Annotated in this window: 21 protein-coding genes and 2 rRNA genes; 5 read left to right on the top strand and 18 right to left on the bottom strand. The window is 52.4% G+C overall.

The window, feature by feature from the left end:
* Positions 1-49 precede the first annotated feature (49 nt).
* From NSU01_RS04470 to NSU01_RS04455, 4 genes are all read right to left on the bottom strand, one after another.
* Positions 50-2,980: ribosomal RNA gene (locus NSU01_RS04470) — 23S ribosomal RNA — on the bottom strand.
* Between the two features lie 301 nt (positions 2,981-3,281).
* Positions 3,282-4,837, bottom strand: a 16S ribosomal RNA gene (locus NSU01_RS04465).
* Together the 16S and 23S rRNA genes form the textbook arrangement of a ribosomal RNA operon.
* 506 nt (positions 4,838-5,343) lie before the next feature.
* Positions 5,344-6,519 (bottom strand): hypothetical protein, encoded by a 1,176-nt coding sequence (locus NSU01_RS04460; RefSeq protein WP_256704026.1) that lies wholly within the window; start codon positions 6,517-6,519, stop codon positions 5,344-5,346.
* A 40-nt stretch (positions 6,520-6,559) separates the two neighbouring features.
* Positions 6,560-7,207, bottom strand: coding sequence for a TetR/AcrR family transcriptional regulator (locus tag NSU01_RS04455; RefSeq protein ID WP_052421666.1), 648 nt, complete (start codon positions 7,205-7,207; stop codon positions 6,560-6,562).
* 279 nt (positions 7,208-7,486) lie between these two features.
* Between NSU01_RS04455 and NSU01_RS04450 the strand changes: the two genes are divergently transcribed.
* Positions 7,487-7,612: a DUF4023 family protein gene (locus NSU01_RS04450; protein WP_076248006.1), complete on the top strand. Its 126-nt coding sequence runs from the start codon at positions 7,487-7,489 to the stop codon at positions 7,610-7,612.
* A gap of 157 nt (positions 7,613-7,769) precedes the next feature.
* On the opposite strand, the gene NSU01_RS04445 is transcribed toward NSU01_RS04450, so the two are convergent.
* From NSU01_RS04445 to NSU01_RS04435, 3 genes are all read right to left on the bottom strand, one after another.
* Entirely contained in the window at positions 7,770-8,486 is a 717-nt protein-coding gene (locus tag NSU01_RS04445; RefSeq protein WP_042133678.1) for a stalk domain-containing protein, read from the bottom strand.
* A gap of 121 nt (positions 8,487-8,607) precedes the next feature.
* A complete protein-coding gene (locus NSU01_RS04440) occupies positions 8,608-9,147 on the bottom strand; it encodes a GNAT family N-acetyltransferase (RefSeq protein WP_179093632.1) in 540 nt (179 codons plus the stop codon).
* A 189-nt stretch (positions 9,148-9,336) separates the two neighbouring features.
* Positions 9,337-10,164 (bottom strand): methyl-accepting chemotaxis protein, encoded by an 828-nt coding sequence (locus NSU01_RS04435; RefSeq protein WP_076248004.1) that lies wholly within the window; start codon positions 10,162-10,164, stop codon positions 9,337-9,339.
* Between the two features lie 295 nt (positions 10,165-10,459).
* Between NSU01_RS04435 and NSU01_RS04430 the strand changes: the two genes are divergently transcribed.
* Entirely contained in the window at positions 10,460-11,995 is a 1,536-nt protein-coding gene (locus tag NSU01_RS04430; protein ID WP_076248015.1) for an AMP-binding protein, read from the top strand.
* Positions 11,996-12,153: 158 nt separating this feature from the next.
* On the opposite strand, the gene NSU01_RS04425 is transcribed toward NSU01_RS04430, so the two are convergent.
* The 5 genes from NSU01_RS04425 to NSU01_RS04405 all read right to left on the bottom strand — a co-directional run bounded on the left by NSU01_RS04425 (position 12,154) and on the right by NSU01_RS04405 (position 16,611).
* Positions 12,154-13,044 (bottom strand): CPBP family intramembrane glutamic endopeptidase, encoded by an 891-nt coding sequence (locus NSU01_RS04425; RefSeq protein WP_076248002.1) that lies wholly within the window; start codon positions 13,042-13,044, stop codon positions 12,154-12,156.
* Positions 13,045-13,152: 108 nt separating this feature from the next.
* Complete coding sequence (locus NSU01_RS04420) at positions 13,153-13,725, bottom strand: hypothetical protein (protein WP_076247999.1); 573 nt, start codon at positions 13,723-13,725, stop codon at positions 13,153-13,155.
* Positions 13,726-13,745: 20 nt separating this feature from the next.
* Positions 13,746-14,705: a DUF561 domain-containing protein gene (locus NSU01_RS04415; protein ID WP_076247997.1), complete on the bottom strand. Its 960-nt coding sequence runs from the start codon at positions 14,703-14,705 to the stop codon at positions 13,746-13,748.
* A gap of 76 nt (positions 14,706-14,781) precedes the next feature.
* Entirely contained in the window at positions 14,782-15,222 is a 441-nt protein-coding gene (locus tag NSU01_RS04410) for a HEAT repeat domain-containing protein (protein ID WP_042133669.1), read from the bottom strand.
* A 135-nt stretch (positions 15,223-15,357) separates the two neighbouring features.
* On the bottom strand, positions 15,358-16,611 hold the full coding sequence (locus NSU01_RS04405; RefSeq protein WP_076247994.1) for an MFS transporter: 1,254 nt from the start codon (positions 16,609-16,611) through the stop codon (positions 15,358-15,360).
* A gap of 246 nt (positions 16,612-16,857) precedes the next feature.
* On the opposite strand from NSU01_RS04405, the gene NSU01_RS04400 reads away from it, so the two are divergent.
* On the top strand, positions 16,858-17,799 hold the full coding sequence (locus tag NSU01_RS04400) for an NADP-dependent oxidoreductase (protein WP_076247992.1): 942 nt from the start codon (positions 16,858-16,860) through the stop codon (positions 17,797-17,799).
* Positions 17,800-17,955: 156 nt separating this feature from the next.
* On the opposite strand, the gene NSU01_RS04395 is transcribed toward NSU01_RS04400, so the two are convergent.
* Complete coding sequence (locus tag NSU01_RS04395; protein ID WP_076247989.1) at positions 17,956-18,666, bottom strand: DUF554 domain-containing protein; 711 nt, start codon at positions 18,664-18,666, stop codon at positions 17,956-17,958.
* A 330-nt stretch (positions 18,667-18,996) separates the two neighbouring features.
* Between NSU01_RS04395 and NSU01_RS04390 the strand changes: the two genes are divergently transcribed.
* Both NSU01_RS04390 and NSU01_RS04385 read left to right on the top strand, forming a co-directional pair.
* Positions 18,997-20,187: a nucleotidyltransferase family protein gene (locus tag NSU01_RS04390; RefSeq protein ID WP_042133662.1), complete on the top strand. Its 1,191-nt coding sequence runs from the start codon at positions 18,997-18,999 to the stop codon at positions 20,185-20,187.
* A complete protein-coding gene (locus NSU01_RS04385; protein ID WP_179093630.1) occupies positions 20,168-20,320 on the top strand; it encodes a hypothetical protein in 153 nt (50 codons plus the stop codon). Before NSU01_RS04390 ends, NSU01_RS04385 begins: the two co-directional genes overlap by 20 nt.
* Positions 20,321-20,775: 455 nt before the next feature.
* Here the strand turns inward: NSU01_RS04385 and NSU01_RS04380 are convergent, their stop codons facing one another.
* The 5 genes from NSU01_RS04380 to NSU01_RS04360 all read right to left on the bottom strand — a co-directional run bounded on the left by NSU01_RS04380 (position 20,776) and on the right by NSU01_RS04360 (position 24,523).
* On the bottom strand, positions 20,776-22,575 hold the full coding sequence (locus NSU01_RS04380; protein WP_042133661.1) for an ABC transporter ATP-binding protein: 1,800 nt from the start codon (positions 22,573-22,575) through the stop codon (positions 20,776-20,778).
* 13 nt (positions 22,576-22,588) lie between these two features.
* Positions 22,589-23,047, bottom strand: coding sequence for a lasso peptide biosynthesis B2 protein (locus NSU01_RS04375; RefSeq protein WP_042133659.1), 459 nt, complete (start codon positions 23,045-23,047; stop codon positions 22,589-22,591).
* Complete coding sequence (locus NSU01_RS04370; protein ID WP_052421665.1) at positions 23,044-23,349, bottom strand: lasso peptide biosynthesis PqqD family chaperone; 306 nt, start codon at positions 23,347-23,349, stop codon at positions 23,044-23,046. The genes NSU01_RS04375 and NSU01_RS04370 overlap by 4 nt, the downstream gene beginning before the upstream one ends.
* Complete coding sequence (locus NSU01_RS04365; protein ID WP_042140742.1) at positions 23,346-24,281, bottom strand: hypothetical protein; 936 nt, start codon at positions 24,279-24,281, stop codon at positions 23,346-23,348. The genes NSU01_RS04370 and NSU01_RS04365 overlap by 4 nt, the downstream gene beginning before the upstream one ends.
* A gap of 116 nt (positions 24,282-24,397) precedes the next feature.
* The gene (locus NSU01_RS04360) at positions 24,398-24,523 is read right to left on the bottom strand and encodes a paeninodin family lasso peptide (RefSeq protein ID WP_039306512.1); all 126 of its coding nucleotides are present in this window, start codon (positions 24,521-24,523) and stop codon (positions 24,398-24,400) included.
* Between the last annotated feature and the right edge of the window lie 10 nt (positions 24,524-24,533).

The following is a 24,533-nucleotide window of genomic DNA, read 5'->3' as shown; positions in this document are numbered from 1 at the left end:
GAATTGATTCCTGAAAACTGAATCCGAAACGAATCTGCGCTCTAAGAATTTGGATAAGCCCTCGACCGATTAGTATTGGTCAGCTCCATGCATTGCTGCACTTCCACCTCCAACCTATCTACCTCGTCGTCTTCAAGGGGTCTTACTAATTGGGAAATCTCATCTTGAGGGGGGCTTCACGCTTAGATGCTTTCAGCGCTTATCCCGTCCGTACGTAGCTACTCAGCCATGCTCCTGGCGGAACAACTGATGCACCAGCGGTACGTCCATCCCGGTCCTCTCGTACTAAGGACAGCTCCTCTCAAATTTCCTGCGCCCACGACAGATAGGGACCGAACTGTCTCACGACGTTCTGAACCCAGCTCGCGTACCGCTTTAATGGGCGAACAGCCCAACCCTTGGGACCTACTTCAGCCCCAGGATGCGATGAGCCGACATCGAGGTGCCAAACCTCCCCGTCGATGTGGACTCTTGGGGGAGATAAGCCTGTTATCCCCAGGGTAGCTTTTATCCGTTGAGCGATGGCCCTTCCATGCGGTACCACCGGATCACTAAGTCCGACTTTCGTCCCTGCTCGACTTGTTGGTCTCGCAGTCAAGCTCCCTTATGCCTTTGCACTCTTCGAATGATTTCCAACCATTCTGAGGGAACCTTTGAACGCCTCCGTTACTCTTTAGGAGGCGACCGCCCCAGTCAAACTGCCCGCCTGACACGGTCCCCGTACCCGGTAAGGGCACTAGGTTAGAACCTAGATACGATCAGGGTGGTATCCCAACGGCGCCTCCGCAGAAGCTTGCGCTCCTGCCTCACCGGCTCCCACCTATCCTGTACAGATCGTACCCAAATTCAATATCAAGCTGCAGTAAAGCTCCATGGGGTCTTTCCGTCTTGTCGCGGGTAACCTGCATCTTCACAGGTATTAAAATTTCACCGGATCTCTCGTTGAGACAGCGCCCAAGTCGTTACGCCATTCGTGCGGGTCAGAATTTACCTGACAAGGAATTTCGCTACCTTAGGACCGTTATAGTTACGGCCGCCGTTTACTGGGGCTTCGGTTCACAGCTTCGGGTTTAACCCCTAACCACTCCCCTTAACCTTCCAGCACCGGGCAGGCGTCAGCCCGTATACTTCGCCTTGCGGCTTCGCACAGACCTGTGTTTTTGCTAAACAGTCGCTTGGGCCTTTTCACTGCGGCCCCCTCGGGCTATTCACCCTACCGAGGCACCTCTTCTCCCGAAGTTACGAGGTCATTTTGCCGAGTTCCTTAACGAGAGTTCTTCCGCGCGCCTTAGAATTCTCTTCTCGCCTACCTGTGTCGGTTTGCGGTACGGGCACCTTCTCCTGGCTAGAGGCTTTTCTTGGCAGTGTGAGATCATGACCTTCGCTACTACAATTTTCGCTCCCCATCACAGCCCAGCCTTAGTGATGTGCGGATTTGCCTACACATCAGCCTCACTGCTTAGACGGACATATCCATCAGTCCGCGTCACTACCCTCCTGCGTCACCCCATCGCTCATAGCGGATTACGGTGGTACAGTAATTTCAAACTGTTGTCCTTCGACTACGCCTTTCGGCCTCGCCTTAGGTCCCGACTTACCCTGAGCGGACGAGCCTTCCTCAGGAAACCTTGGGCTTTCGGCGGATCAGATTCTCACTGATCTTTTCGTTACTCATACCGGCATTCTCACTTGTATGCTGTCCAGCGCTCCTTACGGTACACCTTCAACCTGCATACAACGCTCCCCTACCCCAGATGCAAAGCATCTAGCCATAGCTTCGGTGGTGTGTTTAGCCCCGTTACATTTTCGGCGCAGAGTCACTCGACCAGTGAGCTATTACGCACTCTTTCAATGGTGGCTGCTTCTAAGCCAACATCCTGGTTGTCTGTGCAACTCCACATCCTTTCCCACTTAACACACACTTGGGGACCTTAGCTGATGGTCTGGGCTGTTTCCCTTTTGACAATGGATCTTAGCACTCACTGTCTGACTCCCGGCAAGAAGTTAATGGCATTCGGAGTTTGACTGAGCTTGGTAACCCTTGCGGGCCCCGCACCCAATCAGTGCTCTACCTCCACCACTCCATTCACCGAGGCTAGCCCTAAAGCTATTTCGGGGAGAACCAGCTATCTCCGAGTTCGATTGGAATTTCTCCGCTACCCCCACCTCATCCCCGCATTTTTCAACATGCGTGGGTTCGGGCCTCCAGTGCGTGTTACCGCACCTTCACCCTGGACAGGGGTAGATCACACGGTTTCGGGTCTACGTCCACATACTTAGTCGCCCTATTCAGACTCGCTTTCGCTGCGGCTCCGGCTTCTCACCTTAACCTTGCATGTTAAACGTAACTCGCCGGTTCATTCTACAAAAGGCACGCCATCACCCATAGATCGGGCTCTGACTTTTTGTAAGCACACGGTTTCAGGTTCTATTTCACTCCCCTTCCGGGGTGCTTTTCACCTTTCCCTCACGGTACTGTTTCACTATCGGTCGCCAGGTAGTATTTAGCCTTAGCAGATGGTCCTGCTGGATTCATACGGGGTTTCACGTGCCCCGCACTACTCGGGATCCGTCTCGGAGAGAACACAGTTTAGGCTACAGGGCTTTTACCTCTATCGCGGGCCTTTCCAGACCTCTTCGCCTACCATATTCCTTTGTAACTCCATGTGAGACGTCCCACAACCCCAAGAGGCAAGCCCCTTGGTTTAGGCTGTTCCGCGTTCGCTCGCCGCTACTGACGGAATCACTATTGTTTTCTCTTCCTCAGGGTACTTAGATGTTTCAGTTCCCCTGGTCTGCCTCTGCGTATCCTATGTATTCAGATACGAGTAACTGCGAATTACCACAGCTGGGTTTCCCCATTCGGACACCCCCGGATCAAAGCTTGCTTACAGCTCCCCGAGGCAGTTTCGTTGTTCGCCACGTCCTTCGTCGGCTCCTGGCGCCTAGGCATCCTCCGTGTGCTCTTATTAGCTTAACCAATGCGTTTTCCGTTAGGAAAATCGCTGTAGCAACTAATAACTATTTCAACTTGCTTACACAAGTTTCAGCTAAAAGATGTTCTAAAACGCAAATTCGTTTCGGTATCCAGTTTTCAAGGATCAAGGTGCTGAAATTTCGGGACAATCACGATTGTGATGTTCGAAAATTCAGACAGTGTAAAGATGAGAGCTTAAACTCTCAAAACTGACCAACGAGTGAGTGTTTGAACCCTAAGGTTCGTTGTGGAAGCTTACGCTTCCGATTTGAATGTCACCGTTGCAGGTGACGATTCTCCATAGAAAGGAGGTGATCCAGCCGCACCTTCCGATACGGCTACCTTGTTACGACTTCACCCCAATCATCTACCCCACCTTCGGCGGCTGGCTCCCTTGCGGGTTACCCCACCGACTTCGGGTGTTGTAAACTCTCGTGGTGTGACGGGCGGTGTGTACAAGACCCGGGAACGTATTCACCGCGGCATGCTGATCCGCGATTACTAGCAATTCCGACTTCATGCAGGCGAGTTGCAGCCTGCAATCCGAACTGAGACCGGCTTTGCTGGGATTGGCTCCACCTCGCGGTTTCGCTTCCCGTTGTACCGGCCATTGTAGTACGTGTGTAGCCCAGGTCATAAGGGGCATGATGATTTGACGTCATCCCCACCTTCCTCCGGTTTGTCACCGGCAGTCACTCTAGAGTGCCCAGCCTTACCTGCTGGCAACTAAAGTCAAGGGTTGCGCTCGTTGCGGGACTTAACCCAACATCTCACGACACGAGCTGACGACAACCATGCACCACCTGTCTCCGATGCTCCGAAGAGGGGCACTATCTCTAATGCTTTCATCGGGATGTCAAGACCTGGTAAGGTTCTTCGCGTTGCTTCGAATTAAACCACATACTCCACTGCTTGTGCGGGTCCCCGTCAATTCCTTTGAGTTTCAGTCTTGCGACCGTACTCCCCAGGCGGAGTGCTTACTGTGTTAACTTCGGCACCAAGGGTATCGAAACCCCTAACACCTAGCACTCATCGTTTACGGCGTGGACTACCAGGGTATCTAATCCTGTTTGCTCCCCACGCTTTCGCGCCTCAGCGTCAGTTACAGCCCAGAAAGTCGCCTTCGCCACTGGTGTTCCTCCACATATCTACGCATTTCACCGCTACACGTGGAATTCCACTTTCCTCTTCTGTACTCAAGTCACCCAGTTTCCAGTGCGCCCCCAGGTTGAGCCCAAGGTTTAAACACCAGACTTAAATGACCGCCTGCGCGCGCTTTACGCCCAATAATTCCGGACAACGCTTGCCCCCTACGTATTACCGCGGCTGCTGGCACGTAGTTAGCCGGGGCTTTCTTCTCAGGTACCGTCACTCCGGTAGCAGTTACTCTACCGGACGTTCTTCCCTGGCAACAGAGCTTTACGATCCGAAAACCTTCATCACTCACGCGGCATTGCTCCGTCAGGCTTTCGCCCATTGCGGAAGATTCCCTACTGCTGCCTCCCGTAGGAGTCTGGGCCGTGTCTCAGTCCCAGTGTGGCCGTTCACCCTCTCAGGTCGGCTACGCATCGTCGCCTTGGTGAGCCGTTACCCCACCAACTAGCTAATGCGCCGCAGGCCCATCCCCAAGTGGCAGATTGCTCCGCCTTTCATTCTCTCTTCAGGAGAGGAAAGAAATTATCCGGTATTAGCTACCGTTTCCGGTAGTTATCCCAGTCTTGAGGGCAGGTTGCCTACGTGTTACTCACCCGTCCGCCGCTAAGTTAATCCAGAGCAAGCTCCTTCATAACTCCGCTCGACTTGCATGTATTAGGCATGCCGCCAGCGTTCGTCCTGAGCCAGGATCAAACTCTCCAAATTGTATTTAGAAAGAGCGATTGCTCATTTTGAAACATCTGACGAGAATTTTCATTCTCACGATGAGATTTCCAAAGCGTACAAGACGCCGTGAAACTCATCATTTTCGGAAGTCACTTTCGTGATTTCCCACTCACTCGTTGTTCAGTTTTCAAAGATCAAGCTCGTTGTCAGCGCCGCTTACCGCGTCACCAGCAACTCTTATAATATATCACATCCAACCGATCAATGCAAGCTCTTTTTTTCAACTTTTTTTTCGAGCTCGGCGTTGATGTTTCGCGGCCAGAAATAGAATATATCATGTATAGAAATTCTTTGCAAGCTTTATTTTGAAACTATCTTGTGCATTCCCTTGAACTCCAGGTTCTTCACGGATTGTGCCCCATAATGCATGGAGTGCGGCGAACCGCACTCACAGTACTCCTGCCGACACAATGTATCAGTTAATCCAACAGGATAGATAATATCCACAGAGTGAAGGCTTATTACTCTCTAGCAGAATTACGGCCTTAATTATCGTCCAGCAGCTCTAGCACATCACGCCTCATGCTAAGCTGCCCTGTCTTAAGCGGAGTTCCCACACGGGCCAGCATCTGAATCGTCTGACCGGGAGCGGCATATTCGCGGTGAATCCCGCTGTACAATCTGCTCATCTCCGGATATTCCTCAAGCACCTGGCTTAATGGTTGCATAGCCAGCCCTTGAAGGTGAGCGGTCAAGGTTAACCGGCTGTAGAGCATGCCGCTCCGGATTTGGCTAACCCGGCTGTTGTCATTGCTGATAATTAGCACGTACGCGGGAGTACTCTTGACCGAAGCTGTTGTGGAGTTGATAAACTGCTTCGAAGCAGCTTTTCCTTCATTTAGGGATGGAAACAGAGTTACTGCACCCTGAAGGATATGTCGCATAATACCGCTAGTTCCTTGTCCTTCTACAGAGAATCCATCGCGGAATTGATTCTTCTCCCGTTCATTGGTGCGGAAGATCCGTGCGGATTCCTGCATCACAGAATCTACACCAGCCTCTATTACTGCCGCTTTCTCGGCGTAGTCTCCCAATATCTTCATATTGCCGGCATCCTGAACGATGTTCATTTTCAGACCGCTGATATAATTAATACTCTGCAGTCCCTTCAATTGAACCGGGCTGAGCTTATCGGAAGTATAAGGTCCCCTATTGGTATCCGGCTGGAATAAATAATTGTAGAGCGGCGGCTGGCTCACCAGACTTATGCCATTGAGCGTAAGACGTGCAACCGGTTTGCTGGCCATACTCTCTTCCAGCCTGCTCTCATCATAGCGTCCCTCAGGAAACAGTTTGATGTCTACCTGATATCCAAGCTGTTGTCCTGCAATCCGTACATATTCCAGAAAGGTTCCCTGCGAAATCATTAACTGTCTTGCTTCAGGATCCACCGCCGGAGACAGGCGTCTGTTGTCAGCATATAGTGTAAACACTTTATCGTTCTTCTGATCCAGCTTGATTAACCAAGGCTGCATATTATGCCCGCTTGCGGCCAGCAGACCATGTGCGGCCAGTCTCACTCTGGGATCTGTCATAGCTGCGGAGTACCCTTGACTCCACGGCTGCAAGTAATCCTGCTGCCTGAAGACTCCGCTAAGGAACATTAATAAGGCAAACACGGCAAGGACCAGCCCGGCAGTAAACGAAATAATTAGCTTCAATATTTTAAAACTCCTCTTTCCTTTCAATGGACCCCCTCCTCTAGACTTTTATAGACTCAACCATCAGATGGAAGGCTGCCATTACGAGTTCATCCGGTGTTGTCGAATGCATCTGCCTGAGATAATTCTCCTTCTTCCGGACCGTATTCAAAACACCGATCACACAAGACCACAGCACCAGCGCGGTTTCGACTGGATTCAGGCTTTTACGGATTACGCCCTCTTCTATCCCTTTGCGGGTTAGCCCGATTAAGTACTCTGTCATCGTCTCACCCAAGGCATAACATTCCTCTCTGGAGGCGTCCGTGATTCCCCTATCGAAGTCAATCTCTGCGGTCTCGTATTCCATAATGGCCTTGAAGTATTCCGGGTGCACTTTGCTGAAACGGTAAAAAACATTGCCCATTTGCACAAGGCTGTCTATGGCATTCGCGGTCTTCGTCTCGAGCATTTCCTGCTGCAGCATCCCTTGCATCAATCTATAGCCCCTGATCATGATCTCAAAGTAAAGCTGTTCCTTGCTGTTGAAATATACATATAGCGTTCTCTTGCTGAATTCCGCTGTTTTGGCAATGTCATCCATGGTCGTATTCTGATACCCTTTGGCAAAGAAGACTGTCTCCGCAGCTTCTATAATGTCGTTCCTGCGGAGCTCCTTCTCTTTCATTTTGCGTTCGCTGCTTCCCACAGTCTCGCCTCCTTTCAATCTGCACGGCAGTGCAGTCAAGTAAACTATTAGTTTACTTTGCGCTTCTTAGGGTCCTGATGTCTATGAGGTTGGTTACATTCGAAAGAAACAAGCCATGCATGAGAAGGGTCCGAAGTGGATAAAGTAAACATACCAAACTTAAGCGTTTGCTTTTAAAGCCATGCTTAATAACACTGAAGCTCATGATTCCGAAGTGGGTATTGATCGAAGTACATTCACCGAGGTTAAGCTGAGCAAACTATTAGGAGGACCGCCGCAATGGACACTCATGAATTCGTGGAGAAATTCCAGGAGAATCAGCGGAAAGCGCTGAAGAACAGAAACCGGGGCAAAGGAACACCTGGTGCCCGCCTGGCGAACAAACAGCACAGCACCAATAAATAGGCTACAACGTTCAGCCAGGAGCTGTATACCAAAAAAGGATGTCTGCAAGGACCAGTTCAGCTGGCTCTGCGGACATCCCTTTTTACTATAAGAACATTCTATAAATATGCTTCTGAAGATTTCTCTGTGTGTTCTATCTCTATAGAAGCAGTAGTGATTATTTGCTCAATTTCGCTACACTTACAGCTACTTTCTCGATTTGTGCTTTGCTGAGTGATTTATCCGGCGAACTGATAGTCACAAAACGGTCTGCCAGCGCAAAGGTCAGCATAGCCGTATCTGAAGGGGTGTACCACTTCGCTTCCGTTCCGTTGGATAGCTTCACGGTAGTTCCGTTATAATCGTAAGAATAATCACGCGGGGATACATTCACCCGCATTTTATTGAACAGGAAGCTTACGCCGTCATCTCCGCCCACAACCTTCTGGAATGCATCCCCGCTGATCATTTGGGCCGGAGCATAAGCTGTTTCAAAGCCCTGGTAGGCGGCGAACGCCTTGGTAATCTCTTCTTTTTGTGCTGCACTGTATTGTACTGCCGCTAAAGCAATAGCTGAACCGTTATCCGGTGTTGTAGTTACCTTTCCGCCGCCCAGAATGACCTGGTTAGTAGAAGCATTGAATGTTACCGGCACCTTCAGTGCATCCGCCAGTGCCCGGACCGGAAGGTACGTTGTATCATTATAAGTAATTGGTGACAGTGTTTTGCCATTGCCGTCTACCGGCGTGTAAGCCGCTCCGTTTACTTTGAAGCCGATGCTGTGGTTCAGGTACGCACTGATCTTCTGCATATTCGTTCCTGCGTATACACCTGCTGAACCCGTAATAGCCATTCCGAATACCATGGTTGCTATGATCATTTTTTTGCTCTTCATTAATATCGTCTCCCTTGTGTGTGTTGTTGTAGTGTTCCTTGCTATAGATTCATTAAACCATTAACTTGTTTCTAACTTGTATCCGGATTGTAAAGAAGTAATTCCGAATCTGCACCAGGTGTTAACGGCTGTTCGGGACCGTAATCTGATACACCTCGGTGTAGAGGATATCCCTAAACCGCTGGAATTCCTTCAGGGTAGCTGGCCGGGGATAGGTCATAATGCGCAGCGGCAGATCAGCTTGACCCGCGCGCAGCGGCGGCTGCACATAAGGGTACGGATTCAGATAAAAGCCCAGCCGTTCATAGAATCCGATCCTCCGCTGTTCCGTTTCCCCCTCAGGCAGCTCCACCTCCAGCACCACCGGCTTGTCCGAACGACTGATATAGCGGTTCATCAGCTTCTTGCCGATTCCCCCGCCCCGTATATCCGGGTTAACGGCAATATGCTCAACAAACCGCAATTCAGGGAATTCCCAGGCGGCCATAAAAGCGAGCGTCCGGTCCTCTGCATCCTTTTCGGTATACAGGTGATAATTCGGATTCGCCAGCAAAGCCCGCTGCCCGCTATAGGTTCTGATCTCACTTACCGGAAAAGAAGCTTCCATAATTGCGAATATCTCATCAAAGGTTGTTCCGCTGATTGGCGACTGATTACTCATTTTCTGCTGCCCGCTTTCTGCTGTTTCTGTTGTGTGAAGCGTCTTGCTCTTTATTTTACCCGTAATTCCTGTATGAATAACTTCATGGGAAGCAACATTAGACATGTCTGGACCTGCTTATATAAAAAAGATGCCCGGAGGCATCATCTGAGGGTTGTTGCGGCTGCAGTTTATAATATACGTCTAGGCCTAGTCCATATTGGATAAATCATTCGCAGTCCCGGCCACATGCTCAAACGCCCGGCTTAACTCCTGCATCGATTGTCCCTGATGCTGTGAGAATGACATGATGTGCTGGATGGACTGGTCCATCTGCAGAATAGACTGCTTCATCCCTGCCAGCTGGCTGTGGATGTTCTTCACCAGTGCGTGGCTGTCATTAGCCAGCTTGCGGATTTCAGTCGCCACCACGCCGAATCCCCGTCCCTGTTCACCGGCTCTCGCTGCTTCAATTGCCGCATTAAGCCCAAGCATATGTGACTGGTCAGCGATCCGTTTGACGGTGGACAGAATCTCAAAGCTGCTCTCGATATCTTGAACCATAGAATTCGAGCTGCTCATTAGCTCGTCCAGTCTTTGGGTAATTCCCATGGAGGAACGGGTCACTTCTTCGGAGGTCGCCGTCATTTCTTCCACCAGGGAGGACAATTCCTGTGCACCCTCCTGAAGCCTTGCCGCCTTGTGATTGGATACCATCGCTGCAATAACACCAATGACTTCACCCTCACGCATGACCGGGACTGCCGTTGAGAGATAGGATATGCCAAAAGCTTCCGGGCCGCGTTCCTCGCGCTGCACTTTGCCCGTCTCCAGGGCTGCATACGACACAGTACCTCTGAACTTCTCAATAGGTGCGCCTACCGGAACCTTAAGATCAATCTTCTCACCGGGAAGATAAGCAAGCACCTTGTCCGTATCCGCGAGCACCAGGGCAGCATCCTCGGGGTACGTTTTCTGAATCATACTGAGCACATTCTGCAGCTGCCCAAGCTTATCCTCCTGTTTATCCTCCAGCATAACTATCGACCGCCTGTTCCGTAATTTTCAAATATTCAGGTCTGATTATATCACTTAATGAAAAGGGGAATTGAATTTTTCTGAAAATCATGTGGTTCTCCCCTTCAAGATTAGAATGTTCAAAATAAAAGCTGTCACAGAACATTCTTCTGTATCGTTACGGGGATTTAGCATCTGGTACTAGGAGAACGTGCTATACTATATTTATCAGATACATCATCATGTTTGCATAGGAGAGGTTCAATTGGATAATCAACGCTGGATCGCACCTGAATTCTACAATCTCACTTCGGAAATGGAGCAGCATCCTGGAGATAAGATTGCTCTTAAATGGTTACAAGAGAACGGGGATTTCGAAGAAATCACCTATGGACGGCTTATGGCTCAGGCTAACCGTCTGGCGGGGGGGCTGTCAGGCCTCGGTCTGAAGCAAGGGGACCGTGTCCTGGTTATGGTACCACGCCGCATTATCGCCTACGTCATCTATCTGGCCTGCCTGAAGCTGGGACTTGCCGTTATTCCATCTTCTGAAATGCTGCGGGCCAAGGATCTGTCCTACCGGCTGCGCCATTCCGAAGCCCGCGCGGTCATTGTCTGGTCGGAGGTTACCGGCGAAGTGAACAAGATCGCCGAAGATCTGCCTTCACTGGACTATCGCCTGTCTGTCGGCGAAGCTGAGCTTGGCAACGGCTGGGTAGACCTGGAAGGCCTGATGGACGGACAATCCGACTCCTTCCCTGCGGTTGCCAGCCGCCGGGACGATATCGCCATTCTGGCCTATACTTCCGGCACAACCGGCAACCCGAAGGCCGTAGTCCATACCCACGGCTGGGGATATGCGCATCTGCGGATCACCTCTTCCCTCTGGCTGGATATCCGTGAATCGGATACTGTCTGGGCAACGGCCGCACCGGGCTGGCAGAAGTGGATCTGGAGTCCATTCCTCACTGTACTCGGCAACGGGGCTACCGGCTTCGTCTATAATGGCCCTTTCCATCCGGACCGTTATCTTCAGCTGCTGCAGGATGAGAAGATCGGGGTATTGTGCTGCACACCTACAGAGTACCGTCTGATGGCCAAGACTGAAGGCCTCGCCCAGTACGATCTGTCGAATCTGCGTTGTGCGGTATCCGCCGGTGAGCCGCTGAATCAGGAAGTCATTCACACCTTCCAGCAGCACTTCGATATTACGATCCGCGACGGCTATGGACAAACAGAGAGCACCCTGATCATCGCGGCGCTGAAGGATGAGCCGATCCGTGTCGGCTCCATGGGCAAATCGATTGCTCCCGGAATTGTTGAAGTAATCGACGAGGAAGGACATCCGCTGCCTGCCGGGGTCGTAGGTGATATCGCCGTGCACCTGAGCATGCCTGCCCTGTTCCAGAATTACTACAAAGATCCGGAGCGCAAGGCAAACTGCTCACACGGGGAGTATTTCGTAACCGGCGACCGGGCGCGCAAGGATGAGGACGGCTACTTCTGGTTCGAAGGCCGCGGGGATGATATCATCATCAGCTCTGGTTATACCATCGGGCCGTTTGAAGTAGAAGAAGCATTAATGAAACATAACCTGGTCAAGGAATGCGCAGTGGTAGCCAGTCCTGACGAGATCCGCGGCTCGGTCGTCAAAGCTTTTGTTGTGCTCAAGGACGGCCATGCCGGCACACCGGAGCTGGCCAAAGAGCTGCAGTCCCATGTCAAGGAACAGACTGCACCTTACAAGTACCCGCGCAAAATCGAATTCATTACGGATCTGCCGAAGACGACCTCCGGCAAAATCCGCAGAATCGAGCTGCGCGAGCAGGAGAAGAAGGCTGCGCAAGAGTAGGCAGCAGCTTGGCCGGCAGCAGCAGGCTCGCTCCTGTTGACTGGAAGCACGCCGATAAGGCCAGTTCCTAATGAACTGAAGAAACAATAAAATCCCCGTTCCTACAGTCACGTAGGAACGGGGATTTTTGTGCTTTTACCTCAAGACAGCCTTAAGCTCTAACGAATACGAATCGAACCTTCCTGTCTCTGTATCCTTGTACCGCGTTTGCCGCTGGACAGAAGCAGCAACGCTGTATACAGAATGACAAGAATGAGTGTGGTAACCAGACTCCCTTCCAGGCCGAACTTGCCCCCGGTCAGCAGCTCATTTCCTTGTAAGGATACCGAATAGATACCTTTGGGCGTATTCCCGCTCACCGCAACGCCGTATATGTAGCCCTGGAACAGATTCCAGGAAATATGCAGCGCCATCGCAGCGTACAAATTACCTGTCCGGAGAGTCACCCAAGAGAAGATTAAAGCGATAATCACGATATTCAGTCCACTGATCCAGCTATATCCTGGATTCGCCATATGGGCAAGCGAGAAGAAGATGGCGGTCAGGCCCACTGCGGCCGGAATACCGAGCCTTGAGGACAGCAGATGCTGAAGGTATCCTCTGAAGATCACCTCTTCGCAGATTCCGGCCAGCAGTGCCGTAATCACAATATCCGCCGCATCGAGCTGTCCGAACCGGGGCTGTGACCACTCTCCCTGAACCACAGCATTCCCCAGACCCCATAGCACCAGCAGAACGGAGGATAGCAGCAGTGCTCCGCCTGCGAAGCCGGCAGCGAACCGCTTGCCGTCAGGCCTGGACAGTCCAATGCTGGACAGCGGACGCTTATGTATTATTCGTACCGTATAACACACAACAATAAACGAATAGATGGCTGTAGATTTGAAGACACGCACCCAGCCGTCCGGATCGAATAGTCCTGTGGAACCCACACGCAGCGATAGACCAAAGGAGACAATTACCGTCAGAAGCGCAATAGCCCCGCCGACCCATAAAATCTCCCAGCCTGCTCTGAGCTGCCCGTTCCGGTTCCTGAATAGAAATTGCATGTGCAGTCACCCTTCCCTTCCTCATCCTCTCATCCGTTAGACGGACCGAAAGGGAAGGGCCCTGCAAAACAATTGAATATATGCAAAATAATCCAGAGCCGCAGCTGCTTACTCCGACCAGTACTTCGCATCCGGATTCAGTGCCGCGCCTACCTCGCCTTCCGTTACCAGATCACAGTCCAGGTAGCCCTCTTCATCCAGGAAATATACCTCCTGCTTATAGAATTCGCACAGGGTCTCCAGGAATTTCTCCGGTGAATCATACATGGTCACCAAATCGCCGTAGTCATGCAGCAGGTCGCATACCCGCTCGACCCCATCCTCAGACCGGTAGTAGCAGATAAAATCACTGCCGTAGTTAGTCAGCAGCGGCAGCACGACCCCGCCGCCGGCATAGCCCTTCTCCTGCAGGATGCCTGACAGTAGCGCCACTTCCTGGCCGTATTCCCCGATATGAATCAGCCGGTAGCCCGGAATGAATTCAACCAGGCTGGGGTCCTCTTCGCTGCTGCCCGTTCCCAGAACGGTGTCATAGATTGCCTGTAAAAGCGGAGGAACCTCGGGGGCATACTCTGAAATAGCGGCACTGCCTCCTGCCGGGGCCTTGCCCAGACTGGCGGTGTAGCCGGGCCGCAATTGCGCGGACAGCTCCAGGAATTCCTGAAATTTATGGGTAAGCATGAAATCATCCTTTTCTTGGATTAATATAGTGCGCCTGTATGAACATCATCGGTCATTTTATATACTTTGCGGCCAACGGTCTTAGCCTCTGCGAACATGGAGGTGATGACCTCCTGCACGGTGGTAATCTCACGTACCAGCCCTGCAATCTGGCCGGCCATTACCGAACCGTTCTCTGTATCCCCGTCACGGACCGCAAGGCCCAGAGAGCCCATTGCCAGTGCCTCCAGCTCCTCTTTACCCGCCCCGCCCTTCTCCAGCCTCATGTACTCCAGCGTCATACGGTTCTTAATGCTGCGCACAGGAACACCAAGCGAACGGCCGGTTACCAGCGTATCGCCGTCTTGTGCGGCAACAACCGCCTGCTTAAACTGCTCATGGGCCGGACATTCGATTGTCGCCAGGAAGCGTGTGCCCACCTGCACCCCTTGCGCTCCCAGTGCAAAAGCTGCCGCCGCTCCCCGGCCATCGGCGATTCCGCCGGCAGCAATAACGGGAATGGCTACAGCATCGGCAACCTGTGGAACAAGCACCATGGTTGTAGTCTCGCCCACATGACCGCCCGCCTCTGTGCCTTCAGCCACAATCGCGTCGACTCCCAGCGCCTCCATTTTCCGCGCAATCTGCACAGAAGGAACTACAGGAATGACCACTATACCTGCTGCCTTCCACATCCCCACGTAATTCTTGGGCGAACCCGCTCCTGTGGTCACGACCTTAACGCCTTCGTCTATCACCAGTTGCGCCAGTTCATCCCGGTTGGGAGCCATCAGCATCAGGTTGACGCCGAAGGGCTTAGCCGTCAGGCTTTTACACTTATGAATTTCTTCCCGCAGCCGGTCCGCACTCATCCCGCCGGAGGCAATGACTCCCAGTCCCCCCGCATTCGATACCGCTGCTGCCAGTTCGGCGTAGGCAATCTGCGCCATGGCCCCCTGGATTATCGGGTAGGTGATCCCTAGCATTCTTGCAATACTCATAATCCTTCCCCCTTATCACATCAAAAAGCGGATCGATAAGGAAGGCTCCCCCATCTCTCCGCTTGCTGTGCTCTACCTATTTGGTGGCCGAAACCCACATTTTCTCCAGCCATTCATCGAAATTCTCGCCCTTCTCGCCTTCATAGGCATCGTAGACGTCAACCCGCATCTTCTTCAGCTTCTCTTTGAACTCTTCGTAAGAATGGTCTTTCGGAAGACTCTTCTTAATCCGCAGAATAATCTTCGATACCCCTCTGAACAGCTCGGCCTTATTCTTCGACGGAACCTTGACCTCTTCGCCGAAGGCTCTCAGCTTGTTGTACGCGGCTTCTTGAACGGTATATACAGGATCGCTGATCATCAGACGATTAAGGATATCAATAATTTGTTTGTGGTTGTAGCGGCCCAGCTCTTCCACTGCTTCAAGACGCGCTCTCCAATCCGCGGAGCGGCCGGCGGCTTTCTTCAGTTCCTCATAATTCTCTGGCAGCTCTTGGATTACTTCTTCATTATTCAAACGATACAATCCCCTTCTTGGTTAAATCTGATATATAGAACGTTTATCTTACATAGTGCAATTCTACAGTACTGTACTCCTTGATTTCAATCTTTTGTACAAACATTCATGTGATTCCGGAGCAACCGGCAGATCTTACTCATTTCCTCCGGCATTCTCCGCTTCAGCACCAGCAACAGCAGCAGGCTTGCCTGCCTCGATCAGCACCTTATTACCCAGCAGGAAAAAGCCTTGGATAAACAGCAGCATTCCCGTAATGATCAGCAGCCATTCAATCTGTATAAGATCGGCCAACGGCCCGAAGACCAGCATGCCCAGCGGCATCATCGAACTCGAAATCATGCCCAGCACCCCGAAGACCCGGCCCAGGTAATCCGGCTCCACCTTCTCCTGCAGCAGAACTGTGGAGGGGGTATTGAAGAACGGCAGCGCCAGTCCCACCAGCCCCATTACGGCAAGATAAATCCAGAAGACTGGAATTACACCCAGCGCAAACGTGCATAACCCGACGGCAAGGGCCGATAAAGTCATCGTATGAACCCGGTTCCGGAAACCCGGCCAGACGGCCATCAGCAGTCCGCCAAGCATCATCCCGATCGAGAACGTAATCTCAATGGCGGTCAGGCGCCAGATATCCCCGCCAAAGGTTCGTGTAACCTGCAGCGGAGTCAGAAACGACACCGGGGCCGCCAGCACAAAGAAAAAGGCACAGAAAATAAAAAAGCTTCTAATATAAGCATGCTGCCGGATATAGCTGAAGCCCTGGCGCAGATCACTCAAATAGCTGAGTGTCTGCTCTGCAGCAGCTTTGGCATGAAGCGGCACCTGCACGAAGAAGAACATCGTCATAACCGCCACTGCAGCAGTGATCACATCGATGAAAAATATAATTTCAATACTTGCCATGCTCAGCAGGGCTCCGCTCAGCATCGGGGACAGCAGCATCACCATTGCCTGAATGCTGCCGTTGATTCCGCTGATCCGGGTCAGTTTGTCTTCCGGCACCAGCTGCGGCAGCATGGCCGCTACAGCCGGTGTCTGCACTCCGCCTCCAAGCGCCCGCAGGGCAGACACCACAAAAAGCAGCCACATCTGGTCGTATCCCAGCAGAAACAATATCGCCAGAACCAGTGTCGAAGCTGCAATAATAGAATCCGAGAGGACAATCAGCCATTTGCGGCTGTAACGGTCTGCCCAGACCCCCGCAAAGGGCGACAAGAGAAACATCGGCACAAATCCGCAGATAATCGCTAACGTCATCATTACTCCGGACTGTGTATTCAGGGTAATATACCAGAGAATCGCATACTGGACCAGTGAAGATCCGAACAGCGAGACGGTCTGGCTGGTAAGGAAAAAGGCAATATTTTTCTTCCAGTCAGTGTTCATTGTCAGGGGATTCCTCCTCTTTCTCAGCACTTTAGAGTCATATTCTAGCATAGTTTCCACAGCGCTACCTAATGGATTTTGACCAAGCAGGAAGGGTTTGCCGTCCTTTTTCAGGACGCTACCGTTTCAGCGGGAAAGATAAGGATAATTTATGCGCAAAGCATATAAATTCTTAGCTTTTAAATACATCTGCAAAAGTATAGTATGTACAAGCGAATCTGCAAGCAGTATAGGAGGTTACCATCAATGAAAGCCATCGCCATTCATGAGTTCGGCCCCGCTGGAAATTTAACAGAGATTGATATCCCTGTTCCCATTCCGGGTGAGCATGAAATACTGATTGAAATGTATGCGACTTCTGTTAATGCGGCGGACTTGAAGGTCAGGGAAGGCTCATTGCCTGCTGGCAGCGGCCACACTGCCGCCTTTCCGCTGATCCCCGGAATAGACGTTGCCGGAGTGGTAGTGAGTACAGGCAGCGGAGTAAGCCGGTTCAAACCGGGTGATGCGGTGTTTGGGCTGATGCAGGTTAAGGAGGGCGGGGCCTACGCAGAATATACATTGGCAAACGGCCAGGTGCTGGCACCGATTCCCCCGGGATTATCCTTTGAAGCAGCTGGCGCTCTGCCTGCTGCCGGACGTGCCGCCTGGCAGGCGCTGGCCAGTGCCAGGGTCTCCAGCCGGGACCGCGTGCTGGTTCACGACGGCGCGGGAGATATCGGCAGCTTGGCTGTCCAGCTCGCCAAGCTCCGGGGAGCTACCGTGATTACGACGGTAAGCGGTGATGAGCTTGATCTGGCCTGGGGCATCGGAGCCGACCAGGCGATAGACTGGCAAGAGCAGGATTTCGCCGCTATTCTCGGGCAGAGCATAGATGTTGTGATCGACACCGCCGGAGGTCTGATCCTGAACCGGAGCTTTGCGGTTCTCGCACCCGGCGGAAGGCTGATCTCCACTGCGGAGCGGCCTGACCCGGTACAAGCGGCGGCTGGGGACATCACCGCAGCGTACCTCACTCCCGCCGCTGACCCGTTCCAGTTGGCCGAGCTGGCCCGGCTGACGGCCGAACGCCGGCTGAAGCTGATAATTGGCCAGTCCTTCCCGCTCACTGCAGAAGGACTGCGCAGCGCACATCTGCTGTGCGAAGGCAGGCAGACTCAGGGCAAAGTCGCTATCACTATCAAATAACGGTCCGGCAATGCGCATGCCCGTTCATCTGATATAAGGCAAGGATACCTCCACTTCAAGACCCTTTATGGGCTAAGTGGGGGTAGTTGATTATAGAAATATTAGCCGTCTCACCACAAGTTCAAGCGGAGGAAATCCCGTATGGCCCAGGTTGCCTCAATTCAGTTGAAATCCATGCACCAGCACGACCAGCAGTACAGCCACAAGAATACCGGGCAGAAGATTGGCTACCTTGATCTTGGTAATTCCCAGCAGATTCAGGCCGATCGCCATGATCATAATCCCTCCCGCTGCGGTCATCTCAGCAATACAGTCGTTCAGCAGTGCTTCAGGCACAAACCGGGTAATCTGTGTAGCAAGCAGAGCAATAATCCCTTCATATAGAACAACAGGGACCGCCGAGAACAGAACACCGACTCCCAGCGTCGAGGTCAGAATAATGGAAATGAATCCGTCCATAATCGCTTTGGTATAGAGAATCTGATGATCACCTTTGATGCCGCTGTCGAGGGCTCCGAGAATGGCTATTGCACCCACCACAAACACCAGGCTTGCCGTGACGAATCCCAGCGAGATACTCCCCTGTCCGCCTGCCCCCACTCTACGCTCCAGCCAATTCCCTGCACGGGTGAACCTGTCTTCAATGTTGATCCATTCACCGGCTACCGCCCCGATCACGAGGCTTAGAATAACGATCAGGAAATTCCCGCTTTTGAGGCCCATCTGCACCCCCAGCACAACAATCGCCAGCCCAATCCCGTTCATCACCGTATTCTTCATACTCTCCGGTATCCGTTCCAGCAGCTTGCCCAGCATTGTTCCGATAATAATAGCTGCTCCATTCACCAAAGCTCCCAACAGCACCATCGCTCAGCAGTTCCCCCAACTATAATTTCTCTCTTATCCTAGCATTATAGGGGTAACAGGCACTGTAGCGTCAAGAGTGTTGCCGGCCGAGCAGATGCATATGGCCCATCAGGATTACATCGCCAGATTAAATTGACAGATTTCTGTTAACGATGGTACGCTCACTAATATCATTCTCTAAATACAAGTAGAAACGGCCAGCCTTCCTGAGAAGAACGGTATCCGTTTCAGCGGGAAAGATAAGGACATTCTAATGCGTCAGGCATATATATTCTTATCTTTGAACAAATCCGGTGCGGATCTGTTCAAAGCCAAGTAAGGAGAGTCTCTATGAATGAACGGCCTACCCTCGATAAGGGGAGCTTATCTAAGGAAACATTACTTCTTCTTGCGCTTTTAACTTCTGAGAATATCAATGAAACGGCACACCAGAATCCGCAGCTGTTCACAGGCCTGGACTGGGATGTATTCTTGCGGCTTACCTTACATCACCGGGTATATCCATATTTGTACCCCAAGCTCAGCCGGATGGATGGGGATGTGATTCCTGCCAGCGTCCTGGAGCGGATAAAAATGGAGTATCGCCGAAATACCGTCCAGATGCTTCAGCTCAGCGGTGAAATGAGTAACCTCGGCACTCAGCTGGCCGAATTGAATATCCGCTGCCTGTTCCTCAAGGGTCCGGTGCTTGCGCAGGCGTTGTACGGAGATATCTCGCTGCGGACCTCACGGGACCTTGATTTCCTGGTGCCGATGGCGCAGCTGCAGGATACGGAAGCCCTGCTGATCCGTCTGGGGTATGTGAAGGAAGAAACGTTCGAGAGCATACTCGGAGACTGGAAATGGCGGGAGCATCATACTACATTCAATCATCCGGTCAGTAAGATCAAGGCGGAGGTACACTGGAGATTAAGCCCGGGGCCGTCCAAAGAACCCGATTTCGATACCCTTTGGAAGCATGCGCGGACAAGCAGCCCCTTCGGCCGCAACGTCCACTATCTGGGCCAGGAGGATCTGTTCCTGTTCCTGGCTGCCCATGGAGCCAGACATGGATGGTCCCGGCTGAGATGGCTGCTGGACATCAAAATGCTGCTGTTGCAGCAGCCGGACTCCGCTGTATTGACCCGCCTGCTGCGGCGCTACAATTACAGCGCTGTAGGCGGACAGGCACTTATTCTGGCAGCCGGTCTGCTGGACGCGGAGATAGAGCCCGGATTGTCCGCTCTGACGGACCAACCCAAAGCCCGCAGATTAGCACAGCGCGCCCTGTTCTATGTGGCGCGGATGGTCAATCTGCACAACCCTCCGCTGGAGCCGGAGGTCGAGCGTCATTATAAATATTACCAGCCGGCGATTCTATCCCCCTGGCATCAGGTACTCTATGTAACCGGCTTTATGTACCCTTATGCAGCGGATGCGAAGACACTGCCGCTGCCGGAGGCGCTGCATTTCTTGTATTTCCCCCTCCGTCCTTTCCTGTGGAGCTGGCGGAAGGTAACGGGTGCAGAGAAACGGATATAGCAAGCGGGATGCGGAAACCGCACTTTCCTCAACAACCGCACGAGTTGCGGTCAATATCGGTCGATCGCTGGCGGGACTGGTCAGACTGGTCGGACTGGTCGGACTGCCGGGACTTGCGGGACTAACGGAATAAACACTTAAACACTTAAACACTTAAATCCTCACTTCTGATTGATTTCCGGCAGAATTGAGTCTCTTAAGTAAGCAATGCGGGCATAAATGTAACCTTAAATAAGCAATATAGGCATAAATGTTGTACGTTTTGCAACTTTGACTTCTGGATTGCAGGGTTTGCGGGAGGATTGTTGTACAAAATACAAGAATAATCCAACAAAGCCGCTTGAATAAGGTGAAATGCTGCATTTTGTACAACAATATTGGATTTGAGCCGGTAACATGAGGAAAATGTTGTATTCTGTGCAGGATTTAATAAAGTTACCTGTTCACTACCGCGAACAGGGGAGGGTTAGCGGATGAATCAAGAAATTCATACTACAGTTCATCAGCCATCCGGAAGTCCAAGATCACCGCAGTGACATCCAGCGTAGGCTAAAGACAATATAGGGGAGGGGCTAATTAGCCCCTCCCCTATATTGCTTCTTCCTGCCCGCTAAGCAGACGGCTGAACATGCCGCCCTTCTCTGAAGCCAGGCCGCTGTATATTCCCTGCTGGATCACCCGTCCCTGGTCGATGACCAGAATCTGATCAGCTCCCCGGATGGTGGACAGGCGATGGGCAATGACGATGACCGTCACCGATGCCTTCAGCCGCTCGAGCGCCTCCTGAATCCGCTTCTCATTCTCGGTATCGAGCGCACTTGTCGCTTCATCAAGCACAAGGATGGACGGCTTGCGGATAATCGCGCGCGCCAGTACCAGACGCTGCCGTTCCCCGCCGGACAGGCGTACGCCGCGGTCGCCGAGCAGCGTATCCAGTCCGTCCGGCAGCTTGCGCACAAAGTCAGCCGAAGACGCAAACTCCAGCGCCTCCCACAATTCCGCTTCCTCCGCATCCGGCTTGATCATCGTCAGATTGTCACGGATGGTCGCATTGTACAGAAAAGGGTCCTGCGCAACATACCCGATGGATCTCCGGTAGGACAGCAGCCTCTCACCTGTGATAGGCGCGCCGTCAGCCAGGATCTCTCCGGTCTCCGGCTGCATCAGTCCCATGAGCAGATCAACGAGCGTGCTCTTCCCTGCGCCCGAACGTCCGACTATGGCGGTCATCTTCCGGGCCGGAATCGAGACATTTACGTTCTGAAGCGAATATTCCGGTTCATGCGGATGATAGCGGAAGTCAACATTTCTGGCTTCAAGACCATGCTTCAAGATCATAGGGGCTACAGCTTCCCCGCCTTCCACCCGGTCATGCTCCACAGCGGCAAGACATTCGTCCTGCAGCTGCTGCAGCTGCTTGAAGGAGGGCAGTACGGAGGCTAGCTGCTCCATCAGCGACTGCAGGGTAGAGAATGTCGGCCACAGCCGGGTAAATACCAGAATAACCAGCAGCAGATTAGGACCCTCTGCTTGCATGAACCGGAAGGAGACGAAGATAAACACGGCAATCAGCAGTGTAGAGGACAACTTGTACAGCAGCTGTGAGTTCGAACGCAGGCGGGTATAGTCCAGCTGCTCCTGCTTCACCTCTCCGGTGAAGGCATGCAGCCACTCCAGCCGGGAATGCTCCAGATTATTGCTTTTGATATCCTTGATTCCGTTCAGCTGATCCGTAATTCCGCCCAAGTAGGTCTTGCCAAGTTCCGTGCTGCGGCTGCCCAGCTTCTTAGCCTTACGGATGAAGCGGCGGGAGAACAGGGACAACAGAACAGCGCAGACGAGTACGGAGAGCGTCATCTTGGGGGACAGCCAGAAGGCGAAGCCGATCTGCACCAGCGTGAACAGCAGCGAGGTAAGAAACTGCAGGAAGCAGCTGATGCCGGCAAGCACTCTGGCCAGTTCCGTCGTCATCACGTTGATCAGATCGGAGGTGCGCTTTTTCAGAAAAAAAGACCATTCGGCCCGCAGCAACGCACTGTATACCTCATAACGCAGCTGTCTGCCGTAGGTCTGCTGAATCTCCACATTGCGGATGGCCACGGACCGTGAGATCAGATTCTGGCAGAGCACAATGAGCACATAACCGCCAAGCACCAGCAGGAGCGCCGTGGTCTGCGGCAGTTCGGAGATGAAGCCAAGCATCGGAAGATGAAGACCGGCCGTGGCTGTGCCGCCTAACTGAATACCAGCCATACCCAGCATAGGTACAAGCAGCAATATGGCAGAGCTCTCCAGCAGACCACTGATCACCATACCGGACAAGTTGAGATATAGTTTAGCTCCCGACAAGCGCTGAAGCTGCCGGAAATAATAGATTATCGCTTGCATGGGCCCACCTCGATCACTCAGCTTGTAACACTTTGGCGAATTTCTCCACAACCACGAATCCCTGCATGGCATCATCACCGGAGACATAATAAGCCCCGCTTCTCAGCCAGGCATGGGCGATCATCTGCCCCTGCTTATCCCGCGCAACCCCCATATAGAGTGTGCTCTCAATCCCCCGCTTCTCCAGCATCTTCAGACCGGCTACGGCTCTGACCATACAGGTGCTTTTCCAGGGCGTATAGCGGCTGATCACCCGAATGGCCTTCGTGATTTGCTGAATGCGGGGAATATCCGTGTCTTTGGATACCGCCGGAGTCTCCAGGGATTTCACCCCGAGCTGCGGAGCCGTCTTGGCAAAAGGAAACAGCAGCTGGATTCTAACCAGGAAAAGCCGCCATAACGCCTCAGGAATCAGCGCCAGCGCGGCTTTGTCATACTTCAGCAGTAAACCGATGCGCCGGAGGGTAATCATGGCCCGTTGACGATGGCGACGAGATCCTCATTCAGCAGATTCTGCACAAAATCAAATACGTCCTGCTGTGCCAGCTCCGCCGGAACCTCAAAGATCTCCTGCATGATCTCGGCAATCCGGCGGATGGACACCGGTGATGCCAAGGCTTCCCAGATCTCGCCCCCGACCTCACCAAGGTTGTAATACTTACCGTTCTTCACATTCAGCATCACCTTCTCGCCATCCATGTCACTGGCGATATTGCCTTCCCGCTGAACCAGAACCGAATCAAGGGACAGGACTGCTGCTGTATCCATATTCATATTTTCATCTCCTTCACCTTTTGGGTAATCGTCTCAAAGATCAGCTCCGTCTGCTGCGGTGCACTGAAGCCCTGCTCCGGACGGGTCAGACGGTACATCGGCAGCCGGTTAACGAATGAGGCCAGCATACCGAAGTGCCATTCCCTGACCCCCATGGGGTCCACCAGCGCTTTTTGATAGGTATGATTATATAAGGTATGAAGCCGCTCCAAGCCGCTGATAGCCTCTACTGACACCGGCCCGTCCTGTACAGACAGTTCAAATATTCCTGCAAGCGGCAGCGGTTCAGCCTGGAACCGGTCATGAACGGGTATGGCAAACTTGGTCTCCCGCTTAAACAGCGGGCGGTACGCAGACGAATTCATTCCCAAATAGTCCAAGCTTTGCTGCCACAGCTTCTGCTGCGGATAACCTGGAACAGCTAATGGAGTTCCATTATGCACCAACACGGGAATAACGTCGTCACTGACCAGGAGATGTCCCTGATCCATTAAATAGGAAGCAAGCGTAGACTTGCCCGCTCCCGAACGCCCGACCAGCGCGTATGCCTTATTCTCAAGAACAAGTGAGCTTCCATGAAGAGCCAATACGCCTTTTTGCATCAGAAGAACACCCATGCAGCTGCCCAGAATGAACAGGCGGATGCTATCCGGATCGGCATGGACTGCGGGAGATACGGTAATAGTGCTGCCATTCTGTATAGAAAATACGGCTGTGCCTTTAACCATGAACATCACTTCTTGCTCTGCCATACCCAGATTCGGTGAAATCTTCGGTATCGCCTCCCAGCGCTCGGACAAATCAGCCTCCACAACAGATACGCTGCCCAACCTTCCGGGCTGCTCCGTACGGGGAAGTTCCGGCAAGGGGAATTCACTGAGAATTTGCAGACCAAAAGCCTTATACCCCAGGCATTGCACTGTGCTCGCCATACGGTTCACTCCACCTTTATCAATTTCATCCGGCTGCCTGCCGGTGATGTGAGGATAGCCCTTATCCCCCTCCAGCAAGCTAAGAGGGATGAGGGCTGGGATGTTGCCAAGCAAAACTAGGAGTGACTAACGATTTCTTCCGGATCCGATTGGAAGGAGTCGGCAATAGCGATCCCAGGTCCAGCCATAGTCATTTTAACATCCAGAACTTCCAATGCAGGCTTGCTGTATTCCTTTTTCATATTTGTCACC

The sequence above is a fragment of the Paenibacillus sp. FSL H8-0259 genome (assembly GCF_037963255.1).
GTDB lineage: Bacteria > Bacillota > Bacilli > Paenibacillales > Paenibacillaceae > Paenibacillus_AQ > Paenibacillus_AQ phytohabitans.
This window is presented reverse-complemented; position numbering and strand designations above follow the sequence as displayed.

Bases quoted from the DNA above. Each gene is read 5' to 3' on its own strand.
- NSU01_RS04420 (WP_076247999.1), bottom strand. From the start codon at position 13,725: ATGCTTACCCATAAATTTCAGGAATTCCTGGAGCTGTCCGCGCAATTG.
- NSU01_RS04365 (WP_042140742.1), bottom strand. From the start codon at position 24,281: ATGGCGAGCACAGTGCAATGCCTGGGGTATAAGGCTTTTGGTCTGCAA.
- NSU01_RS04445 (WP_042133678.1), bottom strand. From the start codon at position 8,486: ATGAAGAGCAAAAAAATGATCATAGCAACCATGGTATTCGGAATGGCT.
- NSU01_RS04405 (WP_076247994.1), bottom strand. From the start codon at position 16,611: ATGAACACTGACTGGAAGAAAAATATTGCCTTTTTCCTTACCAGCCAG.
- NSU01_RS04440 (WP_179093632.1), bottom strand. From the start codon at position 9,147: ATGAGTAATCAGTCGCCAATCAGCGGAACAACCTTTGATGAGATATTC.
- NSU01_RS04435 (WP_076248004.1), bottom strand. From the start codon at position 10,164: ATGCTGGAGGATAAACAGGAGGATAAGCTTGGGCAGCTGCAGAATGTG.
- NSU01_RS04425 (WP_076248002.1), bottom strand. From the start codon at position 13,044: ATGCAATTTCTATTCAGGAACCGGAACGGGCAGCTCAGAGCAGGCTGG.
- NSU01_RS04395 (WP_076247989.1), bottom strand. From the start codon at position 18,666: ATGGTGCTGTTGGGAGCTTTGGTGAATGGAGCAGCTATTATTATCGGA.
- NSU01_RS04380 (WP_042133661.1), bottom strand. From the start codon at position 22,575: ATGCAAGCGATAATCTATTATTTCCGGCAGCTTCAGCGCTTGTCGGGA.
- NSU01_RS04360 (WP_039306512.1), bottom strand. From the start codon at position 24,523: ATGAAAAAGGAATACAGCAAGCCTGCATTGGAAGTTCTGGATGTTAAA.
- NSU01_RS04370 (WP_052421665.1), bottom strand. From the start codon at position 23,349: ATGAATATGGATACAGCAGCAGTCCTGTCCCTTGATTCGGTTCTGGTT.
- NSU01_RS04430 (WP_076248015.1), top strand. From the start codon at position 10,460: ATGGAGCAGCATCCTGGAGATAAGATTGCTCTTAAATGGTTACAAGAG.
- NSU01_RS04375 (WP_042133659.1), bottom strand. From the start codon at position 23,047: ATGATTACCCTCCGGCGCATCGGTTTACTGCTGAAGTATGACAAAGCC.
- NSU01_RS04415 (WP_076247997.1), bottom strand. From the start codon at position 14,705: ATGAGTATTGCAAGAATGCTAGGGATCACCTACCCGATAATCCAGGGG.
- NSU01_RS04450 (WP_076248006.1), top strand. From the start codon at position 7,487: ATGGACACTCATGAATTCGTGGAGAAATTCCAGGAGAATCAGCGGAAA.
- NSU01_RS04400 (WP_076247992.1), top strand. From the start codon at position 16,858: ATGAAAGCCATCGCCATTCATGAGTTCGGCCCCGCTGGAAATTTAACA.
- NSU01_RS04390 (WP_042133662.1), top strand. From the start codon at position 18,997: ATGAATGAACGGCCTACCCTCGATAAGGGGAGCTTATCTAAGGAAACA.